Here is a 13,292-nt window from a genome sequence, read left to right as displayed (position 1 = left end):
CAGATCTTCCCGCGCCTCCGACATCCGAGGCGTCGGGGGCGTAACCCCGACCTACGGCGTCGCGGGTGTCGGTGCCCCGAACCGCACCCGCTACCCGTGCGCGGCGACGGCGTCCATCACCCGCGCCGAGTACACCAGCGCGGCGCCGGCGTTCAGCGCGACGGCAACTCCCAGCGCCTCGGCGATCTCCTCGCGGCTTGCGCCCTGCTTCAGCGCCGCGTCGACGTGCACGGTGATGCAGCCGTCGCAGCGCGTGGTCACCGCCACTGCGAGCGCGATCAGTTCGCGCGTCTTTGCGTCGAGGTGCCCGGTCTTCGCACCGGCGCCGCTGAGCGTCGCGTAGCCGCGGACCGTGTCGGGCGAAAGCTTGCCCACCTCGCCGATGCGTGTCTTGAGTTCGTCGCGGTAATCATTCCAGTCGAGCATGGCCGTGTTCCTCTTTGGCTGTGGAGACGGATCGAATCAGGAATGGCTGCGCTCCAGCGCGTCGACGACCGGCGCAACCTGGTCCTGGCGGCCGAGCGACTCGCCGACGCGCTGCAACACCTGTGCAAGCTCCATCGCCGAATCACGGCGCACGGTGGCGTGGCCGACCTTGCGCCCCGGTCGCGGCAACTTGCCGTAATCGTGCCAGTGGCCGCCGGCCACCTGCAGCACGGCGTCGGCGTCGGGCAGCTCGCCGATCCAGTTCAACATGCATGCGTGGCCGCGCATCGTGGTCGCGCCCAGCGGGCGGCCGAGCACGGCGCGCATGTGGTTCTCGAACTGCGAGGTCTCGGCGCCCTCGATGCTCCAGTGGCCGGAGTTGTGCACGCGCGGCGCCAGTTCGTTGGCGAGCAGCTCGCCGCCGTGGCAGAACAGTTCCAGCGCGAACACGCCCACGTAGTCGAGCCGTTCGGCAAGCCGGCGCGCGTGGTCGAACGCGATCGTCGACAGCGCGTCGTCCACGCGCGCCGGCGCGAGGCTGGCCGAGAGCACGCCGTCGACGTGCCAGTTCTCGGTCAGCGGCCAGGTGCGGAACTCGCCGTCGCGGCCGCGCACCGCGACCACGCTCAGTTCGCGCTCGAATGGCACGAAGGCTTCGAGGATCAGGCCCACCGTCTGCGCCTGCGCGCCGAGCGCGTCCCAGGCATCGTCCGCGGTCGCGCCCGCCTTGTCGGGGCGGATGCGGAACTGGCCCTTGCCGTCGTAGCCGAGCCGGCGCGTCTTCAGGATGCACGGCGTGCCGATCGCGGCGATCGCGGCATCAAGCCCTTCGCGCGAAGTGACGTCGGCGAATTCCGGGACCGGGACGCCGGCGTCGCGGAACAGGGTCTTCTCCGCCAGGCGGTCCTGGATCAGGCCCAGCGCGCGCGGGTTCGGGAACACCGGCACGCGCTCGCTGAGCCACTGCGCGGATTCGGCCGGCACGTTCTCGAAGTCGAACGTGGCCACGTCGACCTTCGAGGCGAACTCGGCCAGCGCGTCCTCGTCGCGGTAGTCGCCGACCAGCAGCGGCGCGAACTGTCCCGCGCAGGCGTCGGGCTGCGTGTCCATGACCAGGAAACGCAGCCCCAGCGGCGCGCCGGCCAGGGCGAGCATGCGGGCGAGCTGGCCGCCGCCCAGGATCCCGACGGTGGTCACGTCAGCTCCGGACCGGGACGCGCGGGTCGTCGTTGCCGGCGACCTCGTCGCTCTGGCGCTGGCGGAACGCGGACAGCGCCTGTGCGACATCCACATGGTCGGAGGCCAGCATCGCCGCGGCGAACAGCGCCGCATTCGACGCGCCCGCGTTGCCGATCGCGAACGTCGCGACCGGGATGCCCGCGGGCATCTGCACGATCGACAGCAGCGAATCCATGCCGTTGAGCGCCTTCGACTGCACCGGCACGCCCAGCACCGGCACGGCGGTCTTGGCCGCAAGCATCCCCGGCAGGTGCGCGGCGCCGCCGGCGCCGGCGATGATCGCGCGCAGCCCGCGCGACTGCGCCGCGGCCGCGTAGTCGAACAGCACATCGGGCGTGCGGTGCGCGGAGACCACGCGGACCTCGAACGGCACGCCCAGCGCCTCGAGCCTCGAAGCCGCGTGCTGCATCGTTTCCCAGTCCGATCGCGAGCCCATCACGAGGCCCACCAGTGCTTGCTTCGGATTGGCTGCCATGGCCGCTCCCGGTGACAAAGACGTATTCTAGGCCGCCCGGACAAGTCCCGCGAACCCCTCCACACGGTAATGCCATGGATCGCAAGCTGCTCGACATCCTCGTCTGCCCCGCCACCCGCCAGCCGCTGTCGCTGCTCGACAAGCCCGGCATCGACGCGCTGAACCGCGCCATCGCCGGCGGCGGCGTCGCGCGCGCGGACGACACGCCCCAGGTCGAACCGCTGCGCGAAGCGCTGGTCACGCGCGACCGCAAGACCGTCTACCGCGTCGACGACGGCATCCCGGTGCTGCTGGTCGAGGAAGGCCTGGCGACCGGACAGGTCGCGGACTTCCCGTCGGCATGAACGCGGCGATTGCGCCACCGCCGCAGGACGTGGTGGAAGCCGACGTCGCGCGCGCGCTGGCCGAGGACGTCGGCAGAGGCGACGTCACCGCGATGCTGCTGCCCGACCACGAGGACATCGCCTACCTGCTGTGCAAGGAGCCGGCCGTGGTCTGCGGCAGGCCGTGGTTCGACGCCTGCCACCGCGTGCTCGACCCGGAGGTGGCCATCGACTGGCGCGTGTCCGAGGGCGACCGCGTCGAAGCCGGCACCGTGCTGGCCACCCTGGCCGGCCACGCGCGCGCGCTGGTCACCGGCGAGCGCACGTCGCTGAATTTCATGCAGACCCTCAGCGGCACCGCCACGATCACCGCGACCTACGTCGACGCGGTGCGCGGCACCCGCACGCGCATCCTGGACACCCGCAAGACCATCCCCGGCCTGCGCGTGGCGCAGAAGTACGCGGTGCGCACCGGTGGCGGCAGCAACCACCGCATGGGCCTGTTCGATGCGGTGATGCTGAAGGAAAACCACGTCCGCGCCGCCGGGTCGCTCACCGCCGCGATCCGCGCCGCGCGTGCGCAGCAGCCGTCGCTGCCGCTGATCGTGGAGGTCGAGACGCTGGCCCAGCTAGAGGAGGCGCTGACGGAGGGCTGCGAGCGGATCCTGATCGACGACTTCGACGCCGAAACCCGGCGCGAGGCGGTGCGCATCGCCGCGGGCAGGATTCCCCTGGAAGTATCCGGCGGCGTCGACCTGCCCGGCCTGCGCGCGATCGCCGAGGACGGCGTCGACTGCATCTCGATCGGCGCGCTGACCAAGCACGTGCAGGCGATTGATCTGTCAATGAAGCTCGGCCCGCCGCCGGCGGGGTGAGTGCCGGTCGTTTGGTGGAAACGACTTTGCGAGGGCGGCGGTAGCCGAGGTTGCCGTAGGTCGGGGCTACGCCCCCGACGCCGGTGGCATCGGATTTCCCGGTGAACGATATTTCCGCAACCCCGACCTTCGGGGCGTCGGGGCGTCGGGGCGTCGGGGCGTCGGGGCGCAGCCATGACGAAGGATTGCGGACGGCACGCACACCTGCCTACATTGCCACCATGCCAACCCTCGTGATCCTGATGATCGTCGGCGCCATCGCCGCCGCCCTGTGGAGTTCCGCCCGCGCAGCCGCGGAGCGGGCCGAGGTGCTGGGCCGTAATGCCTGCCGCGCGGCCAACGTGCAGCTGCTCGACCAGACCGTGCATGCGACCGGCGTGCGCCTGCACCGCGGCGCGGATGGCAGATTGGGATTCGAGCGCAGCTTCCGCTTCGAATACTCGTCCGGCGGCGACGACCGCAACGTCGGCCGCCTGGTGCTGCGAGGCGAGGAACTGGTCTATTTCAGCGGCCCGGCACAGGCGGCCAGCGTGGTGCACCTGCACTGACGACGTGGATCGGCATCGCCAGGGTTTCGCAGGAGCGACTTCAGCCGCTCCTACGGGTCCGGTTGGCTACTTGACCACGCGCAGGTGGCCGCCGCGGCGCGGCGGCGGGTCGTCGTCGTCCGGTCCGCCCGTGGCGGGGTCGGCGGGATCGGCTGCGGCATCCGCACCGGGCTGCGCCGGTTCGCCATTGCCACCGATGTCGTCCGGCAGCGCCATGCCCTGCCCGGTCTCGCGGGCGTAGATCGCCAGCACCGCCGAAATCGGCACGGTCACCGGATGGCTCACCCCGCCGAAACGGGCGGTGAAGCGGATGCTGTCATTGTCCATTTCGAGCCTGGCCACGGCGCGGTCGGCGATGTTGAGCACCACCCGGCCGTCCTTGACGGTATGTGGCGGCACGCGCACGCCGGCCTGGGTGGCGTCGACCAGCACGTGCGGCGTCATGCCGTTGTCGGCGATCCATTCATAAAGCGCCCGCAGCAGGTACGGGCGATGGCTCGTCATTGCAGGCGGCGATTCACTCATGCGGCCAGTGTAGCGCCTGCGTTGCGGATGACGGATGGAGGCGTCGGGCGTGCGTGAAGCCTTGCGTGCAGGCCGATTCGCGTGGCCGGCGATGCCTGCATGGGGTGCAACCGCGGCCTACCTACGCCGGCATCTCGCGCAGGCTCTTTTCCTGCGTGGTCAGGCTGCGCACGAAGCCCGGGTTGCGGAAGATGCGGTTGCCGTAGTCCTCGATCGCCTTGCCATCCTTGGGCAGCGACACCTCCAGCGCGTCCAGGCGCCAGACGATCGGCGCCATCGCGCAGTCGGCCAGGCTCATTTCGGGATTGAGGAAGAACTTGCTGGCCTTGAACAGGGGCACCGATGCGGTGAGCAGTTCCTTGAGCCGCTTGCGGCCGACATCGGCCTGCTGCTTGGTGCCGAACTGGATCGCCTGCACCTGCGGCACCCAGTCGTGCTCCAGGCGCAGCATCGCCAGGCGCAGGCGGGCGCGGGACAGCGGGTCCACCGGCATCAGCGGCGGATGCGGGTAGCGTTCGTCGAGGTACTCGCAGACCACGCTCGCCGCGTACAGCACCAGGTCGCGCTCGACCAGGGTCGGCACCGAGTGGTACGGGTTGAGGTCGATCAGGTCCTCGGGCGGGTTCTGCGGGTCGACCGGGATCAGGTCGTAGGTCACGCCCTTGGCGGCGAGCACCAGGCGGACGCGGTGGCAGAGGACATCATCGACGGAGGAAAACAGGGTCAGTGCATTTCGCATACGCGGACTCGCAGCCATCATGGGCTTCTCCAACGGCCGGAATCCGCCGGCCGCATCGACGCCGCCCGCGCATCGCGGACGGTCGCCCGGTTCCCCCGAGCCGTTCCTCCGTCGCAGGCGGCGCCGGCCTCCTGGGCCGAAACCCGGCGACCGCACGCATGCGGCCCGCCGGTCGCCAGCGTGTGGAACCGAACTACTTCACGTCGCGCCAGTATTCCTTCTTCAGCAGCCAGGCGAGGAACGTGAAGAACGCCAGGAACAGGATCACCCAGACGCCGATGCTCTGGCGCTTGAGCGCGGCCGGTTCGCCGGCGTACTCCAGGAAAGCGGTGATATCGCGGACAGTCTGGTCGAACTGCACCTTGTCCTGCGTGCCCGGCTGCGCGATCTCGAGGCTCTCGACGGGCGCCTCGCCGCTCTCCGGGTCGACCTTGCCGTAGACCGGACGCTGCAGGCCCTGCATCTCCCACAGCGGGTTGGGCATCGAGGCATTGGGGAACACGGTGTTGTTCCAGCCCAGCGGCCGCGACTCGTCCTGGTAGAAGGACGTGAGGTAGCTGAAGATCCAGTCGCTGCCGCGCACGCGCGCGATCACGCTCAGGTCCGGCGGCATCTTGCCGAACCACTTCGTGCCGTGCTCCGTGGTCATCGCGACGCCGATCTGCTCGCCGAACTTCGCGCCGGTGAAGTTGAGGTTGTCCATCACGTCTTCCTCGCTCAGGCCGAGGTCTTCGGCCATGCGCGAGTAGCGCAGGTACTTGAGCGAGTGGCAGCCGGAGCAGTAGTTCATGTACAGCTTGGCGCCACGCTGCAGCGAGGCCTGGTCGCCGATGTCAACGCCGGCGTGGCGCAGCGCCCCGCCCTCGGCGGCAAGCGCGCCAAACGAAACCAGCATCCCCGCCAGCAGCACTGCCGTGCCGCGGACCAGCTTCCGATATCGGCTCGTCACGATTCCAGATTCCCTGTTCCAGATTCCCGGCTTGTTAGTCATGCATCGTCACCCGTTCCGGCACCGGCCTGGTCTTGTCGAGCTTGGTCCATAGCGGCATCGTGATGAAGAACACGAAGTAGAGGAAGGTCAGCACGCGGCCGATGATCGTCTCCACCGGGTCGGTGCCCGGGCCGGCGCCGATCTTGCCCAGCCACAGGAAGCTGATCGTGAACATCGCCAGCATCACCCACGACAGCTTGCCGCGGTAGCGGTAGGACTTGACCGGGCTCTTGTCCAGCCACGGCACCAGGAACAGCACCACGATCGCGCCGAACATCACCAGCACGCCCCACAACTTGATCGCGAAGAACGACGGCACCACGCGCAGCATCGCGTAGTACGGGGTGAAGTACCACACCGGCTTGATGTGCTCGGGCGTCACCAGGCGATTGGCCTCGGTGAAGTTGTCGTGCTCGAGGAACCAGCCGCCGAAGGTCGGCGCGAAGAAGATGATGAAGGCGGCCAGGATCAGGAAGAAACCCACGCCGACCAGGTCCTTGACCGTGTAGTACGGGTGGAACGGGATGCCGTCGGCCGGCTTGTTGGCGTCCCAGCGGTTGCCCTTCGGGCCCTTCTTGATGTCCACGCCGTCGGGGTTGTTCGAACCCACTTCGTGCAGCGCGCCCAGATGCAGCACGACCAGCAGCAGCAGCACCAGCGGCAGCGCGATCACGTGCAGGGCGAAGAAGCGGTTGAGCGTCGCGTCGGCGGGCAGGTAGTCACCCATGATCCACTCGGTCAGGCCGTTGCCGATCACCGGGATCGCGCCGAACAGCGAGATGATCACCTTCGCGCCCCAGAACGACATCTGGCCCCACGGCAGCACGTAGCCCATGAAGGCCTCGGCCATCAGCACCAGGTAGATCAGCATGCCCAGCAGCCACACCAGCTCGCGCGGCTTCTGGTACGAGCCGTACATCAGGCCGCGGAACATGTGCAGGTAGACGACGATGAAGAACAGCGATGCGCCGGTGGAGTGCATGTAGCGGATCAGCCAGCCCCACTCCACGTCGCGCATGATGTACTCGACCGACGAGAACGCCTCGGCCGCGGACGGCTTGAAGTGCATCGTCAGGAAAATGCCGGTCAGGATCTGGTTGACCAGCACCAGCAGGGCCAGCGAGCCCATGTAGTACCAGAAGTTGAAGTTCTTCGGCGCGTAGTACTCGCTCATGTGCTTGCGGTACACCGGCATCATGCCGGGCGCGCGCTCGTTGACCCAGTCCCAGACGCTGTTGGCGGTGCGCGAGATCACGTTCGACATGGCTTATGCGGCTCCCTGGGGATCGACACCGATGACGATGGTGTTGTCGTCCTCGTAGTGGTGCGGCGGCACCAGCAGGTTGATCGGCGCGGGCACGCCCTGGAACACGCGGCCGGCCATGTCGAAGCGCGACTTGTGGCAGGGGCAGAAGTAGCCGCCCTTCCATTCCGGGTCGAACGGCTCGGGCTTGATTTCGGCGACCATTTCCGGCGCGCAGCCAAGGTGCGTGCACAGGCCGACCAGCACCGAGATCTCCGGCTTGATCGAGCGCAGTTCGTTGCGCGCGTAGTCCGGCTGCTGGTCGGTGGTCGACTCCGGGTCGGCCAGGCGCGGGTCCAGCGTCGGCAGGATGTCGATCATCTGCTTGGTGCGCTTGACGATCCAGATCGGCTGGCCGCGCCATTCGTCCACCAGGCGCTGGCCTTCGGCCAGGGCACTGATGTCCACGGTCACCGGTGCGCCGGCCAGCTTGGCGCGGGCGCTCGGGTTCCACGACTTGATGAAGGGTACCGCGGCGAATCCCGCGCCGACCGCGCCGACCACGGCCGTGGTGGCGGTCAGGAAGCGGCGGCGACCGTGATCGACGGTCCCTCCGTCTTCGACGGGATCAAGCACTTGTTCATTGGCCATCCGGCACTCCGCAAATCTTTCGGTCGCTAGTTAGTGGCTGCCACGGCCGCCATGGCAGCGGCCGCAAAGACGACAAAGTGTAACGGAAGGCTGAATCGGCCGACAATGCTTCGGGCGCCGGAAACGCGGCCACGGGGGGCCACGGCGCCCCGGAAAGCCGCGCGAATCCACGCAAGAGGGCTAGTTGGCGGCCACCAGCGAGCTGCGGTAGCGCTCGGCCAGGACGCCCACGCGCTGCACGTAGCGCTGGGTTTCCTTGTACGGCGGCACGCCGTCGTACTTGTCGACCGCGCCCTCGCCGGCGTTGTAGCCGGCCGCGGCGAGGGTCAGGTCGCCGTTGAAGCGCTTCAGCAGCCAGGCCAGGTACTGCACGCCGCCCTGGATGTTCTGCCCCGCGTCGAACGGATTGCCGACGCCGAACCGCCGCGCCGTCGCCGGCATCAGCTGCATCAGGCCCTGCGCGCCCACCCGCGACAGCGCATTGGGGTTGAAGGCCGACTCGGCGTGGATGATCGCCCGCACGACGGCCTCTTCCACGCCGTACTGTTTCGCCGCCTTGCTGATTTCGTCGGAATAGGCCGACGTGTTCAGGCGCAGCGTGTTGAAGTTCACGCCGGGACTGCTGGCGCAGGCGAAGCAGGTTTCGAGGAAGCTGTAGCGGATCGTGCGCAGCGCCGTGGCGCCTTCCACGCCCTTGGGGCGCTTGCTGGTGTAGTGGCGCACGCCGTCCTTGATGTAGGAATAGACCTGCCCCTGCACCAGGCGCGTGGGCTTGCGGGCCGGGGTGGCGGAGGCGACGACCGGCCGCTCCTTCGACGACGACCCGCTGCCGAAGGTGGCCGGCGCGTTGGCATTGACGCTGGCCGGCGTCGACCGGGGCCTGGACGCCGGGCTGGAGCGGGCAACGACGACGCACTTGGCGCCTGCGACCCGCTTGCTGACGTAGCTGCGCGCGCCGTCGGCACCGTCGCAGCGGTACAGCGTGCCGGCCGCGGCCGGGGCGGCCAGCAGCAGGCATGCAATCGTCAGTAGACCCCTGACCCCCTTCATCGCGCGGAGTGTCACCCTTCTGTCCCGTCTTGCCAAGTCCTTGATTGGTAAACGCGACCGGCGGCCGCGGCAGGACGTGACCGATGCCCCCTTTCGCAGCGCCAAGCCCTTCCCGGCGCTCCACCCGGCACCGCGGTCGCCCCGACGCGTCTGCTAATCTCCCGCCCCACCCGGCGCGGAATCACCGCCGCCCACCCGGACCCGTCATGACCGAACATCGCCTTCCGGCCGGCACCGCGCCGGCATCGCCCGCCCTGCCCCACGGCCAGCCCGCCGGCTTGCCCGCCGCAGGGAAGCTCTACATCCAGACCCACGGCTGCCAGATGAACGAGTACGACTCGGCCCGCATGGCCGACGTCTTGGCGGCCGCCGACGGCCTGGAACTCACCGACGACGTGGCCGAGGCCGACGTAGTCCTGGTCAACACCTGCTCGATCCGCGAAAAGGCGCAGGAGAAGGTGTTCAGCCAGCTGGGGCGCTGGAAGTCGCTCAAGGCCGACGGCAAGCCGGTGATCATCGGCGTCGGCGGCTGCGTGGCCTCGCAGGAAGGCGAGGCGATCGTCAAGCGCGCGCCCTACGTCGACCTGGTCTTCGGCCCGCAGACCCTGCACCGCCTGCCCGAGCTGATCCGTGCCCGCCGCGAAACCGGCACGCCGCAGGTCGACATCAGCTTCCCCGAGATCGAGAAGTTCGACCGCCTGCCAGAACCGCGCGCCGAGGGCCCGAGCGCCTTCGTCTCGATCATGGAGGGCTGCTCGAAGTACTGCTCGTTCTGCGTGGTGCCCTACACCCGCGGCGAGGAGGTCAGCCGTCCGTTCGAGGACGTGCTGGTGGAAGTCGCCCAGCTCGCCGCGCAGGGCGTGCGCGAGGTCAACCTGCTGGGCCAGAACGTCAACGCGTATCGCGGGTCGTACGGTGAGGGCGAGGTTGCCGACCTCGGCCTGCTGATCCGCACCATCGCCGAGATCGACGGCATCGACCGCATCCGCTTCACCACCTCGCATCCGCTGGAGTTCTCCGACTCGCTGATCGAGGCCTACCGCGACGTGCCGCAGCTGGCCAATTACCTGCATCTTCCGGTCCAGTCGGGGTCCGACCGCATCCTCGCCGCGATGAAGCGCGGCTACACCGCGCTCGAGTTCAAGCAGAAGATCCGCAAGCTGCGCGCGGTGCGGCCGGACATCTCTATCTCCTCGGACTTCATCGTCGGCTTCCCCGGCGAGACCGAGGCCGATTTCGAGAAAACCATGAAGCTGATCGAGGACGTCGGCTTCGACCAGTCTTTCTCCTTCATCTACTCGCGCCGCCCCGGCACCCCGGCCGCGGACCTCGAGGACGCTGTCTCCAGTGAAGAAAAGCACGCGCGGCTGTCGCGGCTGCAGGCGCACATCAACGCGCATTCGGCCGGCATCTCGCAGGCGATGATCGGCAGCGTGCAGTCGGTACTGGTCGAAGGCCCCTCGCGCAAGGATCCGAACGAGTTGACCGGCAAGACCGAGAACATGCGCTCGGTGAACTTCCCCGGCCATCCGCGGCTGGTGGGCCGGTTCGTCGATGTCGTGATCACCGAAGCGCGCACCAATTCGCTGCGCGGGCGCGTGGCGATGGCCAACGAAGACGGCGCAGCATGAAAACCCCGCTGCCGTGCCGCCACGCACATCCCACGTCGTGAACGGCCGGCCGCCCGATGACCTGCGAAACGGTCCCGTCGCGCCGCGCGCGCCCTCGCTGATCCGCCGCTGCGCGATCGGCATCTGGCTGTGCGGGATCGCACTGCTGGGCGTGGTCGAGTTCCGCCGCCATGCGCTGGCCGGCGGCGAACTGGCAATGACGCCGGTGGCGTGGATGTGGCTGGCTGGCTCGACCGTCACCGGCGCAATCGGGATCGCGCTGCTGGTGCGCGAACTGCGCCGCCCTCGTCGTTGACGCAGGTCGGGGCTACGCCCCCGTCAAAAGCCGTCGGGGGTGTAGCCCCGACCTGCGGCCTCGCTTCAATCCAGCCGCTTGCTGAAGCGCAGGATCGCCGTCGTCATCATCACCGCGGTGAACGCGAGCAACGCCAGCACTTCCGGCCACAGCTCGACCAGGCTTGCGCCGCGCAGCATCACGCCACGGACCATGCGCAGGAAGTGGGTCAGCGGCAGCACCTCGGCCAGCCACTGAACGACGCGCGGCATGCCCGCGAACGGGAACATGAAACCCGACAGCAGGATCGAAGGCAGGAACACGAAAAACGTCATCTGCATCGCCTGGAACTGCGATTGCGCCCGCGTGCTGATCAGCAGGCCGAGGGCGAGGTTGGCGACGATCAGGAGCATGGAGGCGATGTACACGTCCAGCATGCTGCCGCGCACCGGCACGTCGAACAGCCACATCCCCAGGGCCAGCACCACCGTGGTCTGCAGCAGGCCGATCGCGACGTAGGGCAGCACCTTGCCGACCATCAGCTCCGACCGGCTGAGCGGGGTGGCGATCAGCAGCTCCATGTTGCCGCGCTCGCGCTCGCGCACGATCGCCACGGCGGTGAACAGCACCATCGTCATGGTCAGGATCACGCCGATCAGGCCGGGCACGATGTTGACCGCCGAGCGCCGCTCGGGGTTGTAGAAGCTGACCACGCTGACCTGGCCGGCGGCGGTGCGTTCGCCCTTCGCGTTGGTGACCGGCCGCGTATCGAGCGGTAGCTGCGCGAGCTGGACGGCGGCGCTCTGCACCACCGTGTCGCTGCCGTCGACCAGCACCTGCACCGCCTCGCGCCCGTCGAAGCGGCGACGCTCGAAATCCGGCGGGATCACCACGCCGATGCTGACCTTGCCGCGTCGCAGCGCTTCCATCAGCTGCTGCGGCGAGGTCGCGCTGAGCGTCGGGTTGATGACCCCGGTGGCGACCATGTCCATCACCAGCGCGCGCGAAGCGGCTGTATTGGCCTGGTCGGCGATGCCGGTGTCCAGGCCGCGCAGGTTGAGGTTGATCGCGTAGCCGAACAGCACCAGCTGCATCACCGGGATGCCGAGGATCATCGCCAGGGTGATGCGGTCGCGGCGCAGCTGGCGCAGTTCCTTGACCACGATGGCGAGCATGCGGCGCAGGTTCATGCCGGCCCTCCCCGTTGCTCGCGCTCGTCGTCGGCCTTGCCGCCCGTGGCGGAGACGAACACGTCCTCGAGGTTCGGCTGCGACGCGCCGACACCGGCCTGCAGGCCGGCTTGCTCGAGTACGCCGCGGATGCGCGAGGCGGCGTCTCCATTGCGGTCGGTGAGCACGCGCAGGTTGTTGCCGATCTGGGCGACGCTGAGCACGCCGGGCACGTCGACCAGCGCCTTCTGCGCCCGACGCGGTTCGGCGGCGTCGACCAGCACGGTGCGGCCTTCCAGCGCGGCGGTCAGTTCGTCGGGCGTGCCGTCGGCGACCAGGGCGCCATGGTCGAGGATCGCGATGCGGTGGCAGCGCTCGGCCTCGTCCATGTAGTGGGTCGAGACCAGCAACGTAGTGCCGGTATCGGCGAGGTCGAAGAGCTTTTCCCAGAAGTCGCGGCGCGATTCGGGGTCGACCGCGCTGGTCGGTTCGTCCAGGAACAGCAGTTCGGGCTCCTGTATCACCGCGCCGGCCAGCGCCAGGCGCTGCTTCTGGCCGCCGCTCATGGTGCCGGCAAGCTGCTTCTGGCGGTCGCCGAAATGGTACTGCTCGACCAGGTCGTCGATGCGCTTGCGCGCGCGTGCCTTCGGCACGTCCTGCACGGCGGCGAGGAACTCGAGGTTCTCACGCACGGTGAGGTCGCCGAACAGCGAGAACTTCTGGGTCATGTAGCCGATGCGGCTGCGCAGCTGCTCGGACTGTTCCGGGATGCGCAGGCCGAGCACCTCGATCTCGCCTTCGGTGGGCGTGAGCAGGCCGCACAGCATGCGGATGGTGGTCGACTTGCCCGAACCGTTGGGGCCGAGGAAGCCGTACACGCAGGCGCGCGGCACGGACAGGTCGACGTGGTCCACCGCGACCAGCTCGCCGAAGCGTTTGGTCAGGCCGCGGGCGCGGATGGCCGGTGCGCTGCTGTCCGGGGATGCAGTGCTCATGGGGTGCGGGCCACGTTGCGGAGAACAAATCCCCCGGCGGTCGCTGCGCGAACGCCTGCCCCCTTTTTCAAAGGGGGTTGGAAGCCGCCGCAGGCCCGCTCTCTTTTCCAGCCTCCACTCGGGAAAGCCACGCCAGCG

16 protein-coding genes are annotated in these 13,292 nt (G+C 68.7%); 5 read left to right on the top strand and 11 right to left on the bottom strand.

Annotated elements, in window-relative coordinates; all coding sequences use genetic code 11:
• Window positions 1–90 precede the first annotated feature (90 nt).
• The 3 genes from ACFONC_RS12980 to purE are packed head-to-tail and all read right to left on the bottom strand — an operon-like array spanning window position 91 to window position 2,140.
• On the bottom strand, window positions 91–426 hold the full coding sequence (locus tag ACFONC_RS12980; RefSeq protein ID WP_386744761.1) for a carboxymuconolactone decarboxylase family protein: 336 nt from the start codon (window positions 424–426) through the stop codon (window positions 91–93).
• Between the two features lie 36 nt (window positions 427–462).
• A complete protein-coding gene (locus ACFONC_RS12975; RefSeq protein WP_386744760.1) occupies window positions 463–1,623 on the bottom strand; it encodes a 5-(carboxyamino)imidazole ribonucleotide synthase in 1,161 nt (386 codons plus the stop codon).
• A 1-nt stretch (window position 1,624) separates the two neighbouring features.
• Window positions 1,625–2,140, bottom strand: coding sequence for a 5-(carboxyamino)imidazole ribonucleotide mutase (gene purE / locus ACFONC_RS12970; RefSeq protein WP_386744759.1), 516 nt, complete (start codon window positions 2,138–2,140; stop codon window positions 1,625–1,627).
• Between the two features lie 74 nt (window positions 2,141–2,214).
• Here purE and ACFONC_RS12965 point away from each other — a divergent pair, with 74 nt between their 5' ends.
• The 3 genes from ACFONC_RS12965 (at window position 2,215) to ACFONC_RS12955 (ending at window position 3,886) form a co-directional block, all read left to right on the top strand.
• A complete protein-coding gene (locus ACFONC_RS12965) occupies window positions 2,215–2,484 on the top strand; it encodes a Trm112 family protein (protein WP_386744757.1) in 270 nt (89 codons plus the stop codon).
• Window positions 2,481–3,338, top strand: coding sequence for a carboxylating nicotinate-nucleotide diphosphorylase (gene nadC, locus ACFONC_RS12960; protein WP_386744755.1), 858 nt, complete (start codon window positions 2,481–2,483; stop codon window positions 3,336–3,338). The genes ACFONC_RS12965 and nadC overlap by 4 nt, the downstream gene beginning before the upstream one ends.
• Window positions 3,339–3,559: 221 nt before the next feature.
• Window positions 3,560–3,886 (top strand): DUF3301 domain-containing protein, encoded by a 327-nt coding sequence (locus tag ACFONC_RS12955; RefSeq protein WP_386744753.1) that lies wholly within the window; start codon window positions 3,560–3,562, stop codon window positions 3,884–3,886.
• Window positions 3,887–3,952: 66 nt separating this feature from the next.
• On the opposite strand, the gene ACFONC_RS12950 is transcribed toward ACFONC_RS12955, so the two are convergent.
• From ACFONC_RS12950 to ACFONC_RS12925, 6 genes are all read right to left on the bottom strand, one after another.
• On the bottom strand, window positions 3,953–4,411 hold the full coding sequence (locus ACFONC_RS12950) for a ClpXP protease specificity-enhancing factor (protein WP_386744751.1): 459 nt from the start codon (window positions 4,409–4,411) through the stop codon (window positions 3,953–3,955).
• 121 nt (window positions 4,412–4,532) lie between these two features.
• Complete coding sequence (locus ACFONC_RS12945; RefSeq protein WP_386744749.1) at window positions 4,533–5,168, bottom strand: glutathione S-transferase N-terminal domain-containing protein; 636 nt, start codon at window positions 5,166–5,168, stop codon at window positions 4,533–4,535.
• 175 nt (window positions 5,169–5,343) lie between these two features.
• Complete coding sequence (locus tag ACFONC_RS12940) at window positions 5,344–6,045, bottom strand: cytochrome c1 (RefSeq protein WP_386745149.1); 702 nt, start codon at window positions 6,043–6,045, stop codon at window positions 5,344–5,346.
• A gap of 88 nt (window positions 6,046–6,133) precedes the next feature.
• Window positions 6,134–7,405 carry a cytochrome b gene (locus tag ACFONC_RS12935; RefSeq protein WP_386744747.1) on the bottom strand — a complete coding sequence of 424 codons (1,272 nt, stop codon included), beginning with the start codon at window positions 7,403–7,405 and terminating at the stop codon, window positions 6,134–6,136.
• A gap of 3 nt (window positions 7,406–7,408) precedes the next feature.
• Window positions 7,409–8,035, bottom strand: coding sequence for a ubiquinol-cytochrome c reductase iron-sulfur subunit (petA, locus tag ACFONC_RS12930; protein WP_386744745.1), 627 nt, complete (start codon window positions 8,033–8,035; stop codon window positions 7,409–7,411).
• Window positions 8,036–8,215: 180 nt separating this feature from the next.
• Entirely contained in the window at window positions 8,216–9,085 is an 870-nt protein-coding gene (locus tag ACFONC_RS12925) for a lytic transglycosylase domain-containing protein (RefSeq protein ID WP_386744743.1), read from the bottom strand.
• Window positions 9,086–9,291: 206 nt separating this feature from the next.
• On the opposite strand from ACFONC_RS12925, the gene miaB reads away from it, so the two are divergent.
• Window positions 9,292–10,716 carry a tRNA (N6-isopentenyl adenosine(37)-C2)-methylthiotransferase MiaB gene (gene miaB / locus ACFONC_RS12920; RefSeq protein WP_386744742.1) on the top strand — a complete coding sequence of 475 codons (1,425 nt, stop codon included), beginning with the start codon at window positions 9,292–9,294 and terminating at the stop codon, window positions 10,714–10,716.
• 13 nt (window positions 10,717–10,729) lie between these two features.
• Entirely contained in the window at window positions 10,730–11,011 is a 282-nt protein-coding gene (locus tag ACFONC_RS12915) for a hypothetical protein (RefSeq protein WP_386744740.1), read from the top strand.
• A 65-nt stretch (window positions 11,012–11,076) separates the two neighbouring features.
• On the opposite strand, the gene ACFONC_RS12910 is transcribed toward ACFONC_RS12915, so the two are convergent.
• Window positions 11,077–12,180, bottom strand: a complete 1,104-nt coding sequence (locus tag ACFONC_RS12910; protein ID WP_386744739.1) for an ABC transporter permease — start codon at window positions 12,178–12,180, stop codon at window positions 11,077–11,079.
• The gene (locus tag ACFONC_RS12905; RefSeq protein ID WP_386745147.1) at window positions 12,177–13,118 is read right to left on the bottom strand and encodes an ABC transporter ATP-binding protein; all 942 of its coding nucleotides are present in this window, start codon (window positions 13,116–13,118) and stop codon (window positions 12,177–12,179) included. Before ACFONC_RS12905 ends, ACFONC_RS12910 begins: the two co-directional genes overlap by 4 nt.
• Window positions 13,119–13,292: the final 174 nt, after the last annotated feature.

The organism is Luteimonas soli, from assembly GCF_042648865.1.
In the GTDB taxonomy this organism is placed as follows: domain Bacteria; phylum Pseudomonadota; class Gammaproteobacteria; order Xanthomonadales; family Xanthomonadaceae; genus Luteimonas; species Luteimonas soli.
Note: the sequence above shows the minus strand (reverse complement) of the source record. Positions and strands in the feature narration are given on the sequence as shown.